Source organism: Paenibacillus sp. 598K (assembly GCF_003851045.1).
Lineage (GTDB): Bacteria > Bacillota > Bacilli > Paenibacillales > Paenibacillaceae > Paenibacillus_D.
Map to the genome: position 1 here is coordinate 146189 of NZ_BFBX01000011.1, position 20822 is coordinate 167010.

Annotated in this window: 27 protein-coding genes and 1 tRNA gene; all 28 read left to right on the top strand. The window is 57.5% G+C overall.

The window, feature by feature from the left end:
• Nucleotides 1–70 precede the first annotated feature (70 nt).
• The 28 genes from ypeB to PA598K_RS05055 all read left to right on the top strand — a co-directional run bounded on the left by ypeB (nt 71) and on the right by PA598K_RS05055 (nt 20819).
• Nucleotides 71–1432 (top strand): germination protein YpeB, encoded by a 1362-nt coding sequence (gene ypeB, locus PA598K_RS04925; RefSeq protein ID WP_128655853.1) that lies wholly within the window; start codon nt 71–73, stop codon nt 1430–1432.
• 136 nt (nt 1433–1568) lie between these two features.
• On the top strand, nt 1569–2222 hold the full coding sequence (locus PA598K_RS04930; protein WP_128655854.1) for a flagellar brake protein: 654 nt from the start codon (nt 1569–1571) through the stop codon (nt 2220–2222).
• A 125-nt stretch (nt 2223–2347) separates the two neighbouring features.
• Nucleotides 2348–2599: a hypothetical protein gene (locus PA598K_RS04935; protein ID WP_128655855.1), complete on the top strand. Its 252-nt coding sequence runs from the start codon at nt 2348–2350 to the stop codon at nt 2597–2599.
• 83 nt (nt 2600–2682) lie between these two features.
• Nucleotides 2683–3384, top strand: a complete 702-nt coding sequence (gene cmk, locus PA598K_RS04940) for a (d)CMP kinase (RefSeq protein ID WP_128655856.1) — start codon at nt 2683–2685, stop codon at nt 3382–3384.
• A gap of 3 nt (nt 3385–3387) precedes the next feature.
• Nucleotides 3388–3966: a lysophospholipid acyltransferase family protein gene (locus PA598K_RS04945; protein WP_128655857.1), complete on the top strand. Its 579-nt coding sequence runs from the start codon at nt 3388–3390 to the stop codon at nt 3964–3966.
• A gap of 103 nt (nt 3967–4069) precedes the next feature.
• Nucleotides 4070–5344 carry a 30S ribosomal protein S1 gene (gene rpsA, locus PA598K_RS04950; protein ID WP_128655858.1) on the top strand — a complete coding sequence of 425 codons (1275 nt, stop codon included), beginning with the start codon at nt 4070–4072 and terminating at the stop codon, nt 5342–5344.
• 122 nt (nt 5345–5466) lie between these two features.
• Nucleotides 5467–6105: a YphA family membrane protein gene (locus tag PA598K_RS04955; protein ID WP_128655859.1), complete on the top strand. Its 639-nt coding sequence runs from the start codon at nt 5467–5469 to the stop codon at nt 6103–6105.
• A complete protein-coding gene (locus tag PA598K_RS04960) occupies nt 6102–7013 on the top strand; it encodes a YIEGIA family protein (protein ID WP_128655860.1) in 912 nt (303 codons plus the stop codon). Before PA598K_RS04955 ends, PA598K_RS04960 begins: the two co-directional genes overlap by 4 nt.
• A gap of 1 nt (nt 7014) precedes the next feature.
• Entirely contained in the window at nt 7015–7191 is a 177-nt protein-coding gene (locus PA598K_RS35940) for a capping complex subunit for YIEGIA (RefSeq protein WP_185601575.1), read from the top strand.
• Nucleotides 7192–7270: 79 nt separating this feature from the next.
• Nucleotides 7271–8593: a ribosome biogenesis GTPase Der gene (der, locus tag PA598K_RS04965; RefSeq protein WP_128655861.1), complete on the top strand. Its 1323-nt coding sequence runs from the start codon at nt 7271–7273 to the stop codon at nt 8591–8593.
• A gap of 6 nt (nt 8594–8599) precedes the next feature.
• The gene (gene plsY, locus PA598K_RS04970; protein WP_128655862.1) at nt 8600–9223 is read left to right on the top strand and encodes a glycerol-3-phosphate 1-O-acyltransferase PlsY; all 624 of its coding nucleotides are present in this window, start codon (nt 8600–8602) and stop codon (nt 9221–9223) included.
• Complete coding sequence (locus PA598K_RS04975) at nt 9210–10220, top strand: NAD(P)H-dependent glycerol-3-phosphate dehydrogenase (protein ID WP_128655863.1); 1011 nt, start codon at nt 9210–9212, stop codon at nt 10218–10220. Before plsY ends, PA598K_RS04975 begins: the two co-directional genes overlap by 14 nt.
• Nucleotides 10221–10333: 113 nt before the next feature.
• Nucleotides 10334–10618 (top strand): stage VI sporulation protein F, encoded by a 285-nt coding sequence (locus PA598K_RS04980; RefSeq protein WP_128655864.1) that lies wholly within the window; start codon nt 10334–10336, stop codon nt 10616–10618.
• A gap of 134 nt (nt 10619–10752) precedes the next feature.
• Entirely contained in the window at nt 10753–10941 is a 189-nt protein-coding gene (locus PA598K_RS04985) for a DUF2768 family protein (protein ID WP_376739037.1), read from the top strand.
• Nucleotides 10942–10989: 48 nt separating this feature from the next.
• On the top strand, nt 10990–11286 hold the full coding sequence (locus tag PA598K_RS04990) for a 2Fe-2S iron-sulfur cluster-binding protein (RefSeq protein WP_128655865.1): 297 nt from the start codon (nt 10990–10992) through the stop codon (nt 11284–11286).
• 33 nt (nt 11287–11319) lie between these two features.
• Nucleotides 11320–11928, top strand: a complete 609-nt coding sequence (locus PA598K_RS04995) for a hypothetical protein (RefSeq protein ID WP_128655866.1) — start codon at nt 11320–11322, stop codon at nt 11926–11928.
• Nucleotides 11925–12275: a 2Fe-2S iron-sulfur cluster-binding protein gene (locus PA598K_RS05000; protein WP_128655867.1), complete on the top strand. Its 351-nt coding sequence runs from the start codon at nt 11925–11927 to the stop codon at nt 12273–12275. Before PA598K_RS04995 ends, PA598K_RS05000 begins: the two co-directional genes overlap by 4 nt.
• Before the next feature lie 14 nt (nt 12276–12289).
• A complete protein-coding gene (locus tag PA598K_RS05005; protein ID WP_221414095.1) occupies nt 12290–13021 on the top strand; it encodes a hypothetical protein in 732 nt (243 codons plus the stop codon).
• Between the two features lie 391 nt (nt 13022–13412).
• Complete coding sequence (spoIVA, locus tag PA598K_RS05010) at nt 13413–14891, top strand: stage IV sporulation protein A (RefSeq protein ID WP_128655869.1); 1479 nt, start codon at nt 13413–13415, stop codon at nt 14889–14891.
• A 232-nt stretch (nt 14892–15123) separates the two neighbouring features.
• Nucleotides 15124–15399: an HU family DNA-binding protein gene (locus PA598K_RS05015; RefSeq protein WP_128655870.1), complete on the top strand. Its 276-nt coding sequence runs from the start codon at nt 15124–15126 to the stop codon at nt 15397–15399.
• Between the two features lie 342 nt (nt 15400–15741).
• Nucleotides 15742–15818 (top strand) — tRNA-Pro (locus PA598K_RS05020).
• Nucleotides 15819–15900: 82 nt separating this feature from the next.
• The gene (gene mtrB / locus PA598K_RS05025) at nt 15901–16122 is read left to right on the top strand and encodes a trp RNA-binding attenuation protein MtrB (RefSeq protein ID WP_128655871.1); all 222 of its coding nucleotides are present in this window, start codon (nt 15901–15903) and stop codon (nt 16120–16122) included.
• A gap of 99 nt (nt 16123–16221) precedes the next feature.
• Nucleotides 16222–16785, top strand: a complete 564-nt coding sequence (locus PA598K_RS05030; RefSeq protein WP_128655872.1) for a hypothetical protein — start codon at nt 16222–16224, stop codon at nt 16783–16785.
• 136 nt (nt 16786–16921) lie between these two features.
• Nucleotides 16922–17758, top strand: a complete 837-nt coding sequence (locus PA598K_RS05035; protein WP_128655873.1) for a heptaprenyl diphosphate synthase component 1 — start codon at nt 16922–16924, stop codon at nt 17756–17758.
• Nucleotides 17759–17763: 5 nt separating this feature from the next.
• A complete protein-coding gene (locus PA598K_RS05040; protein ID WP_128655874.1) occupies nt 17764–18483 on the top strand; it encodes a demethylmenaquinone methyltransferase in 720 nt (239 codons plus the stop codon).
• Nucleotides 18480–19355, top strand: coding sequence for a UbiA-like polyprenyltransferase (locus PA598K_RS05045; RefSeq protein ID WP_128655875.1), 876 nt, complete (start codon nt 18480–18482; stop codon nt 19353–19355). The genes PA598K_RS05040 and PA598K_RS05045 overlap by 4 nt, the downstream gene beginning before the upstream one ends.
• On the top strand, nt 19349–20002 hold the full coding sequence (locus PA598K_RS05050; RefSeq protein WP_128655876.1) for a UbiX family flavin prenyltransferase: 654 nt from the start codon (nt 19349–19351) through the stop codon (nt 20000–20002). Before PA598K_RS05045 ends, PA598K_RS05050 begins: the two co-directional genes overlap by 7 nt.
• Complete coding sequence (locus tag PA598K_RS05055) at nt 19965–20819, top strand: menaquinone biosynthetic enzyme MqnA/MqnD family protein (protein WP_128655877.1); 855 nt, start codon at nt 19965–19967, stop codon at nt 20817–20819. Before PA598K_RS05050 ends, PA598K_RS05055 begins: the two co-directional genes overlap by 38 nt.
• Nucleotides 20820–20822 lie beyond the last annotated feature (3 nt).

Sequence of the window (20822 nt, forward strand, 5' to 3'; positions counted from 1 at the left end):
ACACCAGGTATTGCTACTCAAACGTGTTCGTTCGTTTTTTGAACAACCGTGAGAAAGGGGCTTTTTGGCGATGTACAAACGATTAAGCGCTGTGCTTTTTCCCGTCGTGGCGCTGCTGCTCGTAGGCGCTGCCTATTGGGGATACCAGGAGCATCAGGACAAAAACGCCGTGCTCATCAAAGCAGAAAACCAATATCAGCGGGCGTTCCACGATCTCAGCTTCCATATGGAGCAGATTCACAAGCAGCTAGGCAATACGCTCGCCGTCAACTCGGCCTCGAGCAACCATCACCGGAAAGGGCTGGCTAATGTATGGCGGATGACCAGCCAGGCGCAAAGCGAGGTCAATCAGCTGCCGCTCAATATGGTGCCCTTCAGCAAGGCGGAGGATTTCCTCTCACATGTCGCCAGCTTCGCATATCGGGCCTCGATCCGCGATTTGGCCAAGGAGCCGCTGTCGGACAAGGAATTCACAACGCTGAAGACGCTCTACGAGAAATCGGGGGAGCTCCGGGGCGATCTGCAAAACATGCAGACGGAAGTAATGGCGAACAGCCTGCGGTGGATGGACGTGGAGATTGCGCTGGCTGCCAAGCAGCAGTCGGGCAACAATGTCATTATTGACGGCTTCCGCTCCATTGAGGGCAAGGTAGGCGAGTATCCCGAGATTGATTGGGGACCAACCGTAGCAGCCGTCTTCCAAAAGCAGTCGCTGCGCGCGCTCTCGGCAGAGGCTGCCGACCCGGAGGAGATCCGCACGAAGGCCGCGCATTTCCTCGGATTAGCGGACGCTGCAAGAGTAGAGGTTATCGAGAACGGCGCCGGCACCGAATATGCGACCTACACAGCGATGGTGCCGACCGATAGCGGCGAGCCTGCTCGTCTGAACTACACGAAGCGAGGCGGCGACCTGCTTTCCTTCTACAACCCGCGCGAGATCGGGGAAAAGAAGGTCGATATTGCCACGGCGGAGCAGCGCAGCCGCGAGTTTCTCGATCGGCACGGCTATCCGGACATGGAGGCGGTCAGCTATGATGACTACGGCAACAGCGGCAACTTCACTTTTGTCGCTACCCAGGACGGCGTCCTCCTCTATCCGGATCGGGTCACGGTGCAGACCGCGCTCGATGACGGCAAGCCGGTGGCGATGCAGGCGACGGACTACCTGTATGAGCATCGCGACCGCAAGCTGCCACGTCCCCAATTGACCGAGCAAGAGGCAAGAGGCTCGCTGAATCCGGACTTCGAGGTCCGCCAGGCCAAGCGGGCGCTTATTCATAACGAGCGCAAGGAAGAGGTGCTCTGTTACGAGTTTCTCGGCCGCGTGCACGGTTCGCTGTATCGCATCTATGTGAACGCCGCAAGCGGCGAGGAAGAGGCGATCGAAGAGATCCCCGGGATGAACGGCGAGGTGCCGGAGTCGGCGCAATAACCTTATCGCAGCAGCTTGCTGACGCTACGGCCCCCAGGGGCACGGGCGTCTTTTTGACGTCTTGCGGCGGCACGGTTAACGCTGGCTCGCATCCTGCCGACGTGCTATAATTAGCAGATATGAGGGGGGAGCCAGAGTGTTGCCAAGTGTGAATCAAGTGCTGTACCTGCAAGTAGCTTCGCCTGATGAGACCGAAGCCCGCATCGAGTACAAATCCCGGATTGCGGATATCGGCGAACGCGAGGTTTTGATGGAGATCCCGCTCAATGAAGCGACAGGCCGTTACAAGAAGTTATACTTGGGCGACGAGCTGTCGGCTTTTTTTGTCGCCGAGGGCGGCGTCAAGCATTACTTTAACTCGCATGTCATCGGTTTCCGGGAGGATGTCGTGCGGTTGATTGCTATACATAAGCCCGATCCGGACCAGATTACGAAAATTCAGCGCCGGAGCTTTTTGCGCGTCGGCGCAGAGCTGGAGATTGCTGTGCGGATGGCGGAGGGGATCAAGTTCGTTGCGCACACCGACGATGTCGGCGGCGGCGGCATCTCTTTCCTGTGCGACGGCAAATGGAAATTGAAGTTCGGCGACGTGTTGGATTGCTGGCTGCTGATTCCATACAAAAACGGCTCCCTCGAGCATGCCAATTTCAAGGCGGAGGTCGTACGCGTCAAGGAGCTGGAATCGGGGCGGACGCAGCTGATGTGCAAGTTTTCGGCGATCTCTGATGGCGAGCGCCAGAAAATAATCCGCTTTTGCTTCGAGCGCCAGCTCGAATTGCGCAAACGCTAGGGCGTATCTGCCCACCCGCTCTGCTACCCTCCGAGGGCGCAGCTAGCATAAGCCACTGTCCGCCCGCGCATACTAATGGCAAACTTTGCCGTTAACATCGCGGCAACAAGGGTGGGGCGATGGCGATGGAAAAACATGTCTCAGGTCCGATCGGCTCGTCGACAACTGGACGCGATCATAAGGACGAACGCGAACTGGATTGGCTCGATACGATCGGCAGCTTTCTTGTAAAAGCGGCGCTGCTGCTGCTGCTGCTCATGCTGGCGAGCCAGTTTGTTCTTCAATTCGAAGGCATTCGCCGGCAGTTGACGGGGATCGACAGAGCCGAAGGAGAACGGCTTGGTCTGGCGGTTGTTATTTTGCATCTTCGCGCATAGTGTGGTATAATTTTCACGTTCGCAGGCAGAGCCTGCTTTTTTATTGAACCTGAGGCTTCACACTTTGCAGGGGGGATTTACCGTTGAGCACACAGCATCAAGACGGGCACGACCGGATCAACATTGCGATCGACGGACCGGCTGGCGCAGGGAAGAGCACGGTTGCCAGGAAGGTTGCCGAACGTCTGGGCTACATTTATATTGATACCGGGGCTATGTACCGTGCTGTGACGCTGGGGATCCGCCGGGCCGGAGTGGATGCGGATGATCATGCCAAGGTTGCCGAGGCAGCCGCTTCGTTCGATATCGTCATTACGAACGATGGAGGCAAGCAGGAGGTCGTGCTGGACGGTAAGGTAGTTACGGAGGAGATACGTACGCGCGAGGTCAACTTGCTCGTATCCAAGATCTCGGCCATACCCGCCGTTCGCCAGCTGCTAGTGGACAAGCAACGCCAGCTTGCGCTCGTCAGAGGTGTCGTCATGGATGGCCGGGACATCGGCACGAAGGTGCTGCCCAATGCCGATCTGAAGATTTTCCTCACCGCGAGCGTCGATATCCGTGCTGAGCGCCGTTATCAGGAGTCAGGCAACTCGCAGCAGATTACATTAGCGCAGCTGCGTCAGGAGATTGCGGCCCGCGACAAGATGGATCAGGAGCGAGCGGTCTCGCCGCTTACGCGAGCGGCTGATGCGCTGGTCGTCGACAGCTCAGATCTGACGATCGAACAGGTTGTCGAACATATTATCGAATTAGGCCGAACCAAACTGGCGGGGGCGAAGTAAACTATGATGTACCGGATTTGCCAGACTCTGCTCCGCATCATCTTCGCTACACTGTTTCCGCTCAAGGCCGAGGGGCTGCACAACATTCCGTCCACAGGACCTGTATTGCTCTGTTCCAATCACATCAGCAATATCGATCCGACGACCGTTGGCGTCAAAGTGCGGCGTAAGGTGCATTACATGGCCAAGGCGGAATTGTTCAGCAATAAGCCTGCAGATGCGTTTCTGCGATCGCTGGGCGCATTTCCCGTCAAACGTGGGGGCGTCAGCAAGGAGGCGCTCAAACTGTCGATCCAGATCCTTAAGGAGGGTCACGTCGTGGGGATTTTCCCAGAGGGGAGACGGGCTAGCTCGGAGGACAGCGCGGGCAAGAAAGGCGCTGCGATGATGGCTTTGCGCAGCGGCGCCGTCGTCATCCCGGTGGCGATCATCGGACCTTACAAGCCATTCCGCAGGATGAAGATCAAGTACGGCGAGCCCATCGACATGCAGCACTTTATCGATCATCCGTCATCGGATGTGCTCGACCGCGCTACGGAGCAGATTATGACTCATATCCGCGCGTTGGTTCGCGAAGGATAATCGCTACGAAATTTGTTTTAAATCCTGATCGTCTTAATTTAATGCTTGACTCGGCGGGCAGGTTTAAATAAAGTTGGGGTATGAACTGAGGAGGTTATTTCAAATGTCAGAAGAAACAAAAATCCAGGATTCAACGGTTGAAGAAACGGTCAGCCAGGAAGAAGCTGCTGCCGAAGCGGAAAACCAAGAGGCTATGGACAATCTGGTAACGCTCAAGAAAGGCGATACCGTCAAAGGCTCTATCGTCAAGATTGAAGATAACCAGGTGACTGTCAGCCTTGGATATAAATATGACGGCGTTATTCCGCTTCGGGAACTGTCTTCCGTCCAGTTGGACAGCGCTAATGGCGTAGTTGAGCTCGGTCAGGAGATCGAACTGAAAGTCGTCAGCATCGACGACGACAAGGAAAAGCTCGTCCTCTCGAAGCGTCAGATCGATGCCGAAGGCGCTTGGGACACACTGCAAGCAAACTTCGACAACGGCACTGTATTCGAGATCGTCGTAGCCGACGTGGTCAAGGGCGGTCTCGTAGCCGACGTTGGCGTACGCGGCTTTATCCCGGCTTCGATGGTTGAGCGTCATTTCGTAGAAGACTTCAGCGACTACAGAGGCCGCACTCTGCGCGTCAAAGTCAAAGAAATCGACCGTGAAAACAACAAAGTGATCCTCTCCGCGAAAGAAGTGCTCGACGCCGAGTTCGAAGAGAACAAGACGAAGGTCATGGAATCGCTGGAAGTAGGTCAAGAAATCGAAGGCACAGTACAACGTCTGACGCCATTTGGCGCATTCGTTGATATCGGCGGCGTGGACGGACTCGTACACGTATCCGAGCTGTCCTGGCAGCATGTTGCGCATCCGAAGGATGTCGTAGCCGAAGGCGACAGCGTCCGCGTAAAAGTGCTGAAAGTCGACCCTTCCGTCGGCAAAATCAGCCTTAGCATCAAAGCGGCTCAGCCTGGTCCTTGGGACTCGGCAGCTGGTCAATTCAAAACAGGCGATATCGTAACCGGCACGGTTCGTCGTCTGGTCAATTTCGGCGCATTCGTCGAAATCGCTCCTGGCGTAGAAGGTCTGGTTCATATTTCCCAGATCGCACATCGCCATGTTGCGACACCTTTCGAGGTGCTGCAAGAAGGCCAAGAGATCAAAGCAAAAATTCTCGACTTCAACCCAGGCGAAAAGCGCGTAAGCCTGAGCATCAAAGAAACGGAAGAAGCGCCTGAGCAAGCGCCGCGTTCCGAGCGTCCGGAAAGATCTGACCGCGGACCTCGCGTGTCCAAGGAAGATCTCAACAACCCGAACGTTAGCCTGAACAAAGAAGGCATGAGCTTTACGCTGGCTGAGCGCTTCGGCGACAAGCTGAGCAAGTTCAAATAAGCATTTTTCAAAAGAGAGGCAGCCCCTGTGGGCTGTCTCTCTTTGCGTTGCAGCGGGATGAAGCGGCGGGCAGGCATATATTCGTTCGCTCGGCACATAATAGGGGCATTGGAGGGATGTGCATGAATGAAGGAATGATTGCGATCTGGGCCGGGACGATGCTGATCATCCTACTCGCCACCGGGTGGCGCCGCTCCCTGTTCGGAGGAATGTCGACGAGTCGCTTGGCCGCATTGGCGGCCGGCTTGTTCCTCACGCTGCCCTTCCACTGGCGGTTGGCTGACCAGCTCGAGCTGCATCTCTCGGCGCTCTGGCTGGTCTTCTGGTCAGTGGCCGCGCTCCGCAGCGCTTCGGCAGGCAGACAACCGGTTGTGCTGCTGGGCGGCTGTCTGTTGTTGACGGCAGCTTGGACGACTGTCGAGCATATGTATCGGATGGACCCGGTGTTCGTCATCGTGCATCCGACATGGGATGCCATCCTCCTCGCGGGGTTGTTCGCAGGCGTGATCAGCTGGCGTTGGGAGGAGCAGCTGTTCATCCTCGCTCTGTCGCTGCTGGCGGGACAAGCTGTGCTGGCCTGGAGCGGCGTCTCGCCTGCGATGGAGACGGTTGGCGGCTGGGGCTGGTGGGATCGCCTGCTGCTCACTGTGCCGCTTGCCAGGATGACGGGCAGCTGCAGCAGGAGACTATGGGCACTGAGACGTCGTTGGCCGACCCGGGAGCTCCAGGATTCAAGAGAACAGGAGGGGAGCGGGTCATGATTGCCTTTTTGACAGCCAATCAACTGACCGTTGGCATTGTGCTTGGCGTCTTGTTCGGCTTGCTCGCGAGACTGCTGCTGCTTCGGACCGATTATCGACAATATCCGACGTATCCGCATGGCCAGATTATTCATATTTCGCTTGGCGTCATCGCAGCGGCGCTTGGCGCTGTCGCAGTGCCCGCTTTGTTGGATAAGGATTATACAGCGATTACTTTTCTGACCCTGGCGGCGCAGCAGTTCCGCGATGTCCGCAAGATGGAGCGGGAGACGTTGACCAAGCTCGACGAGATGGAGCTCGTCTCGCGCGGAGCGACGTATATCGAGGGGATCGCGATGGTATTCGAGGGGCGTAACTATCTCGTGATCCTGACTGCCTTCCTGACCAGCCTGTTCGCCATCCTGACCGCCTGGTATTGGGGCGTGCTGGCGGGAGCGATCACGCTCATTATCGTCCATAAGCTGCGTTCCGGCAAGACGATCGATCGGATCGCTACCGTGCGCGTAGCCGACATCCGGCTGGAGGGGCCAGACCTGTACGTGGACAATATTTATATCATGAACGTTGGCCTGATCGCTGATCAAGAGCTGATCCGCCGTCGCGGAATGGGGGTTCTCTTCGATCCGAGGGATGCCAACAGCAAGGCGACGCTCGCGAATCTGGGCCAGCGCCAGGCGATTATATACGACATGTCGACGATTCTCGGCGTTTTTCGCGATGAGGGCGAGCCTGCGCTCGTGCCGCTGGCCAAGCTTGATATGGAGGATGGACGGCTCGCGGTCTTCCTGCTGCCGCAGGAGAATGATCCCGAGAAGGCTGTCGCGGTCGCTCGCGGTGTGCCGGTGCTGGAGTCCGCTGTCCGGATGCCTACGGAGGCAAGCGTCAACACAGGGGAAGGAGCGGGGTAGGATGGCCCAGATACGAGCAGTTGTGACGATGGCGAGCGAGCACCGGGGCGGCGGGGCACCGGTTTTTGTCGTCGACACCGCCGAGCAACTGCAGCAGACGGCATTTTTGTTGGAGAAAATATTGGATGCGAGCGCCCACGATCTGAAGAACGGCACGTATATTCTTGTGGAGCGGTAAATCAATGTTAGCCAAGCCAGCCGTTTTTTGCTATGATGGGATACGTGAGAATTTAGCAGTTCGTAAGGAGTGGACTTGAATGGCAAGACCCGTAATCGCAATTGTCGGGCGGCCAAACGTAGGCAAGTCGACGATCTTCAACCGGATTATAGGCGACCGGCTGGCCATCGTCGAGGACAAACCAGGTATTACGCGCGACCGTCTATACGGTACGAGCGATTGGAGCGGCAAGCCGTTTAGCATCATCGATACAGGCGGAATCGAGATCGATGGCGAAGACGAGATCATGAAGTCGGTGCGGATGCAGGCTGAGCTAGCCATCGAGGAAGCCGACGCGATCATCTTCATGGTAGATGCCAAAACCGGTTTGACCCATGCGGACGAGGAAGTGTCGCAGATACTGTTTCGTTCCCGCAAGCCTGTCGTAGTAGCTGTCAATAAAGTGGATAATTTAAATCGCATGGATGATATTTACGAATTTTACAGCCTTGGCTTCGGCGATCCGATCGCAGTCTCCGGATCGCATGGCCTCGGCATCGGCGATCTGCTCGAGGCGACCGTCGGCAAGCTGCCGGAGCCGCAGGAAGACGAGTACGATGAGGATATTATCCGCGTCGCGCTGATCGGACGGCCCAACGTTGGCAAGTCCTCGCTCGTCAACGCATTGCTCGGCGAAGAGCGCGTCATCGTGAGCAACATCGCCGGTACGACGCGTGATGCGATCGATACGCCTTTCGAGCGCGACGGTCAGCGTTATGTGCTGATCGATACGGCGGGCATGCGCAAGCGCGGCAAGGTGTACGAGACGACCGAGAAGTATAGTGTCATGCGTGCGCTCAAGGCGATCGAACGGACGGATGTCGTCCTGATCCTGATAAATGGCGAAGAAGGCATTATCGACCAGGACAAGCATATCGCCGGCTATGCGCATGAGGCGGGTAAGGCTTGTATTTTCGTCGTGAACAAGTGGGATACCGTCGAGAAGGACGATAAGACGATGCAGCAGTTCACCCAGACCATTCGCGATCACTTCCTGTTCATGGCGTATGCGCCAATCGTGTTTCTCTCCGCCAAAACAAAACAGCGTTTGCACAAGCTATTGCCTGTCGTCAACTATGTCTCTGAGCAGCACGCGCTGCGTATTCAGACGCATCTGCTCAACGATGTCGTCGCTGACGCCGTCGCCATGAACCCGCCGCCAAGCGACAAGGGCAAGCGACTGAAAGTCAACTATGTCACGCAGGTTGCGGTCAAACCGCCGACGATTGTTATTTTTGCCAATGATCCGGAGCTGATGCATTTCTCCTACCAACGGTACTTGGAGAACAAAATCCGCGCCGCGTTTAATTTTGAAGGGACACCGGTCCGGATGTTTACCCGTCGGAAGTCCGAAGAAGATTAGGGGAGAATGATCTTGGAAGCCGTATTGGGGATCGTAATCAGTTATTTGTTGGGATCGATTGCATTCAGCATCGTCATCGCCAAGTGGGTCAAGGGTATCGATATCCGTCAGTATGGCAGCGGCAACGCCGGCGCCACCAACACGCTGCGGGTACTAGGCAAGGGGCCGGCTGTGGCGGTGCTCCTGCTCGATGCGGCCAAGGGCATCGGAGCCGTGCTGATCGGCCGTTGGCTGGGCGCCGAAGGCTCTGAGTGGACCGCGGCGCTGTGCGGTCTCGCAGCAGTGCTCGGTCACAACTGGCCGATCTGGTTCCGCTTTAAGGGTGGCAAGGGCATCGCTACGACGGTTGGCGTCATGGCGACATTGGCATTCGTGCCGGCCCTGCTCGCTGGCGTCTTGGCGATCTTGACGATTGCTCTGACGCGTTATGTTTCTTTGGGGTCGCTTGTATTTGCGTTGTTGACGCCTGTCTTCGTCCTGGTGCTCCAGTCCGAGATGCCGTCATTCTGGGCTGGCTTGGCGGTTGCGCTGCTGGCGGTGCTGCGACATCGCAAAAACCTGGCCAATCTGCTCCAGGGAACGGAGAACAAGCTGGGCGCCAAGAAAGGAGTCCCGCATGGCAAAACATAAGGTAGCTGTGCTGGTAGCCGGGAGTTGGGGAACGGCCCTGGCTGCCGTGCTGGCGGATAACGGACACGAAGTCCGGCTATGGACCCGAAATGCCGTGCAAGCCGAGGAGATCAACCGCACGCATGTCAATGCGAGGTATCTGCCGGATGTGCGGCTTCCAGATACGATCAAGGCGATGACCAAGCTCGGCGACGCTGTCACGGGCGCGGACGCTGTTCTGTTCGTCGCGCCTTCGTCTGCGCTTCGCGAGGTTGCGCGAGCTGCGGCTCCTTATCTGAGCTCGCAGACGCTGGTCATTCATGCGATCAAGGGCTTCGAGGTCGATACACTGAAGCGGATGTCGAGCGTGCTGGCCGAGGAGTTGCCTGTCGCCTCCGAGCGACTCGTCGTGCTCTCCGGGCCAAGCCATGCCGAGGAGGTCGTGCGCAAGCAGCCGACGACGGTGGTAGTCGCGGCGGCAGACCAAGCGGCAGCCGAGCAGGCGCAGGACTACTTTATTAACCAATACTTCCGCGTCTATACGAACACGGATGTCGTCGGCGTCGAGGTGGCCGGTGCGATCAAGAACATCATCGCGCTCGGCGCGGGACTGTCCGATGGTCTCGGCTTCGGCGACAATGCGAAGGCGGCGCTCATCACAAGAGGACTCGCGGAGATCGGCCGGCTCGGCGAAGCGATGGGCGCCAACATGCTCACCTTCGCGGGACTCGCCGGCGTCGGCGACCTGATCGTCACCTGTACGAGCCAGCATAGCCGCAACTGGCGCGCAGGGTCTTTGCTGGCGCAAGGTCTGAGCGTCGATGAGGTGTTGGCCCGCATGGGTATGGTCGTCGAAGGGATCCGCACAACCTCGGCTGCGCATGCGCTGGCGGCCCGCCATAATGTCCAGATGCCGATTACAGAGCAGCTGTACGCTGTACTGTTCGAGGGCAAATCGCCTCGTCTGGCCGTCGAGCATCTGATGGCGCGCGGCCGCACGCAGGAGATGGACAAGTAACCGGCTCGAGCCTACACCAATCCCGTCCTCCCGTCATAGTATGAAGCAGATACAGGCGCGCGCCGATGCGGGCGTCTTGCCTGTCAGATGCCCAACCATGATGAGGAGGAATTATGCCTAAACATCTGCCCAAAGGGATATCCAAGGACGTCTTGCAGGCGGTCAGCAAAAAAACCGGCAAGCCGATCAGCGAGCAAGCGGTGAAAAAGCTGGCCAGCGGAGTGACAGCGGACACGATGAAGAGCGAAGCCGAGCTGCGCAAGCTGATCAAGCAAGTGTCGGCGATGGCCAAGGTGCCGGTGTCGGAGGAGACGATCAACGACATCGTCGGCGTCGTCAAAAAAACCGGCAACATGAATAATATGGAATCGCTGGTTAAAATGATGCTGAAAAAGTGACAACTGCGTGGACAAAAGCGATGGAAGCCGTTTTTTTGTGACAAGCGGCGACCGCAGCTTTTGTCCTTTTTTTGTTCTGATGCTATAATAGTTGAGATTATAGCGATGGCAGGAGAAGTGACGCAATGGAAGCAATGGAAGCAATGGATCCAATGACAAAGATGTGGGTATCTTTTATCGGCATCGGCTTGATGGCAGTGGCTGCGCTGCTTATTACGGTTGCGCGGACCAAGACCAAGGGAGTTGTTCGGCTCATTTTGTCGATCGTCGCCTTTGTGCTCTTGCTGCTTGGCATGATATATAGTTTTATCTCCATCATATAGTTTGTCTGGTTGGTTCATCGACAACATTGGGAGGAGGGTTGGCCGCATATGATCGAATTAAAGGGACGCACCATCGAGGCCAAAGTCGAAGCGGAGGCCGGGCTGTCGCTGCTCGACCTGGCGCTCAAGCATAAGGTCGATTGGGGCTTTTCGTGCACGCGCGGCACATGCGCCCGCTGTCGATGTCTGGTCCTCGAGGGGATGGAGCATCTGGAGGAGATTACCGATGCCGAGTGGGACAGGTTGGATGACGACGAGATGGAAGAGGGCTATCGTCTAGGCTGTCAGGCGATCGTCAAGTCTGGCGCCGGTACGATTCGCGCTGTCAATAAAACGTATTTTTAAGGGGGAAGCGCCCCTTGTAAGGATGTGTCCGTTATGCGTACGGAAGAAGCAAGCGTTACCGAGAGCCTGGCGGTGATCGCCCGACTGGCCCGAACCGCTGAGGCGGCTTGGCTGGTCGGCGGCAGCGCCGGGCTGATGCTGCGGGGCCTCTCGCTGCCCCGTCCTCCCAGCGACCTCGATCTGTATGCCGATGAGCCGGATGCGGCGCGGCTGCATCGGGTGCTGGCGCCTTATGCCATTGATCATCCCGAGCAGAGTCGGACCGAGCTGTACGATTCGGTGCTCAGTCATTATCGGATGGGTTCGCTGCAGATTGAATTGGTCGGCGGATTTACCATTACTCATGCATCGGGCATCTATCACACGGAGACGCGCGAGGTGCTGCTGCCTGAGGCCGAGTACGAGCAGGTCGACGGCGGGCGGATCGCCCTCGTGCCGCTCGTGCATGAACTGCTCTTCAATGCGCTGCGGGGCCGCGACGACCGGACGGCGCTGATCGCGGCTGCGATCGCTGCCTCTTCGGACCGCGAGAGACACGAGCGATTGCTGCGGACGATCATCGCCCGCAACCGGCTCTCCCCCGAGCTGACGCAGCGGATGACGCGCTGGGTCGCAGGCGAGAGTCAGGACGGTCAGCGATGAAGGCGGAGATAACGTTCCTGCCTGACAACAAGACGATCAGCGTCGCGCCCGGGACGACGGTGATGGATGCGGCGCGGCGCGCGGGTATCGCGATCCGTTCGCGCTGTGGCGGGAAGGCGGGGTGTCTTATGTGCAAGGTAACCGATCGCAGCCCGTCTGCCGACGGCCTGAGTCCTGCTGCCGAGGCGGAGCGTCGCAAGCTGGGCGGCTTGCTGGCAGAGGGGGCCAGGCTCGCCTGTCAGGCTCGCGTCGTCGGCGAGACGGTCGTCGAAGTGCCCGAAGACCCTCTCAAGGCGGCGATTCGTCGTCGGCTGGCAGAGGCGCAGCAGGAGGATGAATTGTGGTAGCAAGGAGGCATATGATGAAAATGACGAAACGGTGGGGGCTTGTCGTCGTCCTGACGGCGATGGCGGCGCTGCTGGGTGGCTGTCTCTACCCCAAGGACAACCTCGCGCAAAACCAGGGCTCCGTCCGCGAGGCAGTGCGCAATATGCAAGGGGTCATTGAGGAATACCAGACGCGCACAGGTCTGTTGCCGATTATGAACAGCGATGCGCAGACGCCGACGTACGAAAAATACCGGATCGACATGAAGAAGCTGCAGGAGCTCGGCTATATCGGCGATATTCCGTCGATCTCGTTCGAGAAGGGCGGCCATTACTACTTTATGATCATCAACGAGACGACGGAGCCGTCGGTGAAGCTGATGGATCTCGTTCTGTTCCAGCGGATCAACGAGATCGAGCAGGCGATCCGCGAAAAGACGACCACAGGCGGCGAGCTGCCGCTGGGCGAGCTGGCCTACCCGGGCTTCTATCGGATCGACTATAGTCAGCTGACGATCAAGGAGCCGCAGCTTCGCAGCGTGTTCTCCGGCAGCTTTATTACAGCGATGCTTGACGAGCAAGGGAACGTCTACGCCGATTATGGCGCTGATCTCGCTCGGCTGATCCGTGAGAAAGCGCTTGAGCCGGAGAGCGGCGCCGATCTGAGACCGTTGCTTGCGGCTAACTCCGATTATGTGCCGGTGAAAGGCCCGGTTTACCATCTCGTCGACGGCGACGTGCAGGCTGTAGTGGTGGCGGCGCCCTGAGCGTCTAATGGCGCCTGACCCGGCCGTCTGTGGCGGAGCGAGCTTGCGCGGGACCATTGGCTCTCCTAACCTTTCTTCTGCTTTCGAGCAGAGAGAAAGGTTTTTTGGCGTTCACGCTCCAGGGTAGGCATACGAGATGGTCTCGACTCATATAACGAATCTTGGAAGGTGCGAGCACGTTCTTGTCCGAAGATTCTCGTAAACGAATCGGCATAAAACTCGTACTGGCACATATGATGTTACTAGTCCAAATTGATGTACGAGTTACGTTGCTTGCCAATGCACCGCAAGTAACCCCGGCGGCGAGCCTGGCGATGATCGCCACCAACTAGCGCATGAGCCAAAGTCGCAGCACCTTGTACTCGGAAATTTCATTGGGAGGGGATATTCAGTGGAGAAAGTGGACATTTTCAAAGACATTGCCGAGCGAACTGGTGGGGATATTTACCTCGGTGTCGTCGGTGCGGTCCGCACAGGCAAATCGACCTTCATCAAGCGGTTTATGGAAACGGTGGTACTGCCTAATATTACAAGCGAGTCCGATCGCGTCCGCGCCGTCGACGAGTTGCCGCAAAGCGCAGCCGGCAAAACCATCATGACAACGGAGCCGAAGTTTGTGCCCAATCAGGCGGTCCAGATCCATGTCACAGAGGGACTCGAGGTCAATGTCCGTCTCGTCGACTGCGTCGGCTATGCCGTGGAAGGCGCGAAGGGCTACGAGGATGAGAATGGTCCGCGGATGATCTCGACGCCGTGGTTCGAAGAGCCGATCCCGTTCCAGGAGGCCGCAGAGATCGGCACGCGCAAGGTCATCCAGGAGCACTCCACGCTGGGCGTCGTCATCACGACAGACGGCTCGATCGCAGAGATCGCCAGAAACTCTTACGTAGAGGCCGAGGAGCGCGTCATCAACGAGCTGAAGGAGGTCGGCAAGCCGTTCGTCCTGATCGTCAACTCGACCAAGCCTCGCAGCGAAGAAGCGCTGCAGCTCCGCAACGAGCTCCAGACCAAATATGATATTCCGGTGATGACGATGAGCGTCGCGACGATGGGCGAGGACGAAGTGATGTCCGTGCTGCGCGAAGTGCTCTATGAGTTCCCGGTACACGAAGTTAACGTCAACCTGCCGAGCTGGGTTATGGTTCTCCAGGAAAACCATTGGGTGCGCAGCAACTACGAAAACTCTGTACGGGACACGGTGAAGGATATCCGCCGTCTGCGCGATGTAGATCGCGTCGTCGAGCAGTTCATGGAATATGAATTTATCGATCACGCCGGCTTGAGCGGCATGAATATGGGGCAAGGCGTCGCCGAGATCGACCTGTACGCGCCGGATGAGCTCTATGATCAGATCCTCATGGAGGTCGTCGGCGTTGAGATACGCGGCAAGGATCATCTGCTCCAGCTGATGCAGGAGTTCGCTCACGCCAAGCGCGAGTACGACCGCTTTGCGGAAGCGCTGGAGATGGTCAAGACGACGGGCTACGGCATCGCCGCGCCGACGCTGGCGGAGATGGCGCTCGACGATCCGGAGCTGATCCGCCAAGGCTCGCGCTTCGGCGTCAGGCTCAAGGCGACAGCCCCTTCAATCCATATGATCCGCGTCGACGTCGAGTCGGAGTTCGCGCCGATCATCGGCACCGAAAAGCAGAGCGAAGAGCTGGTGCGCTACTTGATGCAAGATTTCGAGAACGACCCGATTAAAATCTGGGAGTCCGATATTTTCGGCCGCTCGCTCCACTCGATTGTTCGCGAAGGCATCCAAGGCAAGATCGCGATGATGCCGGACAATGCGCGCTACAAGCTGCAGGAGACGCTCGGACGGATTATCAACGAAGGCTCGGGCGGGTTGATCGCGATTATCCTCTAGTTCCATTAAGTCCATGCTTGCCCATAACCGGGAGAGCATGGGCTTTTTGCGTTGAAAAAGACGCCTCTGGCACCACGCCAAGGGGTATTTGTGTGAAAACTTCTTAATCTACTTGAAATTCCGAAACGCCTGTATTACTATAAATTTGTTGTGAATCAAGGTATAAAAACAATTGATTCGGTTAAACAGAATGATATTGGAGCGACAGAAAGATTCAGAGGAGGTGAATACATTGAACAAAACAGACTTGATTGCTAAAGTGGCTGAAGCAACTGAACTTTCCAAGAAAGATGCGACAAAAGCAGTAGACGCTGTTTTTGATGCTATCTCTGATGCGCTGCAAAGCGGAGACAAGGTTCAATTGGTAGGCTTTGGCAACTTCGAGGTTCGTGAGCGTTCCGCCCGCAAAGGCCGCAACCCACAGACCGGCGAAGAGATCGAGATCGCTGCGAGCAAGATGCCAGCGTTCAAGCCAGGCAAATCCCTGAAGGATCTCGTTTCGAACTAAGACGATGACCGACGTCCGAATGATTCTGTTCGGACGTTTTTGCTTCAGTCTCATTTACAAATCCTTCATGCGATCTATTGACTTTTTCCTTTATTTTCGGTAGACTCGACTTTGCATCGATGAAGTGATCAAAAGCGCACTTTTTTAACAACCTATTTAAATACGGGTTAAAAAAGGGCGGTTTTCAGCACCGAGAAGGTTGGAGGCAGGAGGAAATGAGGAGCGGAGCGTAGTTGAGACTACGTGAGCACCGGAAGTTCATCATGCATTCAAGATTCGACGTCGAGTACACTTCTCCGAGTTGCTTCGTGATCAAAAGCGCACTTTTTTAACAACCTTTATCGGGGTATGGCGCAGCCTGGTAGCGCGCACCCTTGGGGTGGGTGAGGTCGCAGGTTCAAATCCTGTTACTCCGACCAGTTACATAACTTACGGACTGCCTTCACTGACCGGTTTCCGGCGGGAAGGCCGTTTTTCTTTCGATACAGGGAGGGTCAAGCGATGGATACAACGAACGGCGATTACATTGTTGTGAAGGCTAAGGAGCAAGGCGTGCAGGTGATCGGTCTGACGCGTGGATTGGATACCAAGTTTCACCACACCGAGAAGCTTGATCGCGGCGAGGTGCTGATCGCTCAATTTACGGATCACACGTCGGCCATCAAGATCAGAGGCAAGGCTACGGTGATGACCAAGTACGGCTCGGTCGATACCGATAACTAAGCAGGCATAGCCTGCTTTTTTTGTTATACAATGTAGTATGGGGCCTGACCGTTGCACCAAACGCCGGTTCCTGCGATTATGACCCGTAGGAGGCGCGGCATGCGAATATGGAAAACGTTACTGCTCTCGGTTGCTCTCGCTTTAACGGCGACCTATCTGCTGGCTTCCTTGCCGGAATCAAACGCCGTAGGATCAAGCCAGCCGCAGGAGGCGCAAGTATTCCTGCCTAGCCAAGCAACGTCGCTCGACTTCGACAATGTGGTCGATGTGCTCGGCTCGGAGTCGTGGCGCAACGGACTGAAGCGGGTCGTCTGGAGCCATGCTGAGCTCGCGGTAGACTATGCTGTGCCGCGACAGGCCGCGGCAGACGATTTGAACGCCGACCTGCTGGCCTTGTTGAAGCTGGCGATGGTACAGCTCGATAATGTCGAGCGCGTGCGCGTACGTTTCGTAGAGACCGCTTCGGGCAGCGTGCAGACTGGCGCCGATGGCAAGCGCCCGGCGCTGCTGCTCGCCGCTGACGTTCGCCGCACAGATAGCGAGCTGGCGCGTTATCTCGCTAACCTGTCGCAGGGCGATATGCTGCAGCCGCAGTGGCGAGAGCTGTTTCGTCTGCGGGTTACGCCGGAGTGGGAGCGTCGTTTCGGTCCATTGGTCGATTAGCCGATGCGCAGAGTGGGCCTCGCTTCGCGAGGGCACACTTTTGATATACTTCTGAATTTGTAATGTGCTATAATAATTTAGATATTGGCTTGACAACCTCGCTAATGAGGATGACTGCTGTTCGGAGGCTTGACCGATGATACCTTACAGAATACCTGAGCTTGCCACCAAATATATAGCCTATGACATGATACATCGTTACACCGGTCTCCCCCCCTTCTCAGAGGCGCGCACGCGATTGTTGTATGCTGCTCTGGCTCTGGAGTCCGAGCACAGCGAGCTCTATGCGCTCGTCGTCGGGTTGCTGCAGCTGGGGCTGGACACGCATGACTGGATCGATACGGACCGCGATGCCGGCTCCGAGGCCGAGATGCGCTCTCGCCAGATGAAGGTGCTGGGAGGCGATTACTTCAGCGGGCGATTTTATCATCTGCTGGCGCAAGCCGGACAACGTGAGAGGATTCACAAGCTCAGCGAAGCGGTATGCGAGATCAACCGACTGAAGATGGATCACTACGTAGATATGCAGCGAGCGCAGATGGATAGCGAGCGTTATATCGGGTATGGCGTGGCTCAGCGTTCGGCGCTGCTGCTGGCGTTTGCGGACCTGGTGAGCGGCGAGACCGCGACGCGCTGGCAGGAGCTGGTCGAGATCGTAAGCCGGGCAGAGCTGCTCGCTGCCGAGCTGGACAGACTGCATGACGAGGTCGGCTTTCATTGGGGCCTGGGCTACTGGATGCTGCTGGAGGAGCAGCGCGCCGATGGTCGAGGCGAGTCTGTAGAGCTGCATCCGGCGTATCGCGCTTCGGCGTATGAGAGACTGTGCGACGAGCTGAGACGCGCCGTGGCGCTGTTGCACGACGAGGCCGACCGTCTGCCGGACGAGAGGCTTGCTGACGAGCTCCGCCGCATCGGCGAGCTCCTGTTGGCGACGCTTGTCCTGCCGGCCCCCGCATTCAACGAGACGAGGTGACATAGATGGACCCGCGCGCCAAAGAGCAGCATGTGCACTCGGTATTCGAGCGCATCGCGCCCAAATATGACAGAATGAACGACCTGATCAGCTTCGGCAGGCATAAGTCCTGGCGCAAGTTTACGATGCGCAAGATGGCTATGAAGCCTGGCGACACCGCCATTGATCTGTGCTGTGGGACATGCGACTGGACGATTGATCTGGCTCGCACGAGCGGCAAAGGGGGCATCGTCGGACTCGACTTCAGCCAGGCGATGCTCGACGTCGGCAAGAGCAAGGTGGACGAGCTGGGGCTCTCTGCCCAGATATCCCTCGTCCAGGGCAATGCGATGGCTTTGCCATTCCCGGACGATCATTTCGACTACGCGACGATCGGCTTTGGCCTGCGCAACGTCCCCGATCTGGTGACGGTGCTTAGCGAGATGAGACGGGTCGTCAAGCCTGGCGGCAAGGTCGTCTGCCTGGAGATGTCCAAGCCAAGTCGACAGCCGTTCAAGGGCGTCTATTATTTTTATTTCCGCCAGATCATGCCGCTCATCGGCAAGCTGGTAGCCAAGCGACACGAGGAGTACAAATGGCTGCCGGAGTCGCTGGTCAGCTTCCCGGATATGGAGCGGCTGGCTGAGATCTACCGCGAGGTTGGACTTGAAAATGTGCAAGCTTACCCTTTTGTCGGTGGCGTAGCTGCGCTTCATATCGGCACGAAGGGATCGGATAAGCAATGATTCGCAAAACACGTATTTTTCTTGAAATGATCAAGTTCGAGCATACGATTTTCGCCTTGCCGTTTGCCTTTGTGGGCGCGATCCTCGGCGCGGTCTCAATGCAGGACCGCTTGCCTTCCTGGGCCGAGATTGGCTGGATCGTCCTGGCAATGATCGGAGCCCGCAGCGCGGCGATGGGCCTGAACCGGCTAATCGACAAGGCGATCGACCTGCGCAACCCGCGCACCGAAGGCCGGGCGCTGCCTGCCGGTCTGCTGAAGTCTGGCGAGGTGCTGCTGTTTATCATCGCATCGTTTGCCTTGCTCTTTTACGCGTCGTTCCAGCTGAACACGCTGGCTGTCATCCTGCTGCCGCTCGCGGTGTTCATGCTCGTGATCTATTCGTACACCAAGCGCTTCACCTGGCTGTGCCATGTCGTGCTTGGTCTGACGATCGCGCTGGCGCCGCTCGGCGGCTGGGTCGCCGTCACCGGAGCCGTGGACTGGACCGCGATGATCCTGTATGTGTCGGTCGCGCTATGGACCGCAGGCTTCGATATCATCTATGCGTGTCAGGACTTCGAGTTTGATCGCAAAGAACGGCTGCACTCGATCCCGGCCCGCTTTGGTCTGTCTCGGGCGCTTGCCATGGCCAGAGTGTTCCACTTCTGCACCGGCGTCGGATTCATCGCGCTCTACTGGCTGACGGATCTCGGCCTGAGCTATCTGATCGGCTTGCTGGTCGCGCTGTTCATCCTGTTCTACCAGCATCGTCTGGTCAAGCCGGATGATCTGACCCGGCTGGATACCGCATTTTTTACAATGAATGGTACGCTGAGCATGGTCGTCTTCTTCTTCACACTGCTCGATCTGGTGGTGTTGCATACATGGTAGAGCAACAGACTGCTCGCGCCCCGCGATGGATCGTCGGCATCACCGGCGCCAGCGGGGCTATCTACGGCCTGCGGCTGTGCGAGGAGCTGCTCGCAACTGGCGTAGAGCTGCATCTGGTTATCACCGATTCGGGATGGCGGGTCTTCAAGGAGGAACTTGACTGGGATGTCGCCAGACGTCGGGAGACGCTGGCGGGGCGGTTCGCCGAATATAGCGACCGACTTCATTATCATGACAATCGCGATATCGGAGCGCCGATCGCCAGCGGATCATTCCGTACCGAAGGGATGGTCATCATCCCGTGCTCGATGGGCTCGCTGTCGGCGATCGCCCATGGTGCCTCGACTAATCTGCTGACGCGGGCTGCCGACGTCATGCTCAAGGAAGGCCGCAAGCTGCTGCTCGTGCCTCGCGAGACGCCGCTGCACGCGATTCATCTGGAGAATATGCTGACGCTGGCGAGGCTGGGCGCGAGGTTAATTCCGGCGATGCCGGCTTTTTATTACAAGCCGCAGTCGATGGAGGAGATGATTGATTTCCTCGTGGGCAAGGTGATGGACAATTTGCCGCTGGCTCACAATCTGTACAGAAGATGGGGGGAAGAGCAGCATGAAGGACAGTCCTCAGATAACCCTCGGACGGATTGACTACGCCAACGCCTGGCCGATTTTTTTTCACTTTCGCGAGGAACGTCTCGGCGGCAGGGTGCGTCTTTCCACGCAGGTTCCCTCGCGCCTTAACGCTGCGCTGCGCGAGCGCGAGCTGGATGTCGCAGCGATCTCCTCGTTTGCCTATGCTCAGAATAGCGAAGACTATATCTTGTTGCCGGGTCTGTCTGTAAGTGCGGAGGACCGCGTCAACTCGATCCTGCTATTCTTGAAGCGGCCGCTTGAGGAGGTGCTGCGCGGCACGATCGCAATGACCGATACGTCGGCCACCTCGGTCAACCTGCTGCGCATCCTCATGCAGGAGTATTACGGCGCGACTCCCCGATACCTGACGACGGCGCCCTCCCTGGACGACATGCTGGAGCAGGCCGATGCCGCGCTGTTGATCGGCGATACCGCGATCAAGGCTTCCTGGCGACAGAACGGCTGCGAGGTGATCGACCTGGGCTCGCTCTGGCGCAGCTGGACGGGACACGGTATGACCTTCGCGGTCGTCGCCGCCCGTCGGGAGCTGGCGTTGAGCCAGCCGGACTTGCTGGACGAGGTCCATGCAGCGTTGCTGGAGAGCAAGCGGCTGAGCTTGCGCGAGCCGGAGGAACTGGTGACCAAGGCTTGTCGCGAGCTTGGCGGAGAGCCGTCGTATTGGCGGCGTTATTTCCAAGAGCTGAATTATGACCTCGGCCCTCGCCAGTTGGCGGGAATGTCGCTATACTTCGGTTATGCGAGGAAGCTGGGGCTGCTGGAGCGGGATGTACGGATGGAATACTGGAACGACCAAACTTTGTCGCACGGGTGAACG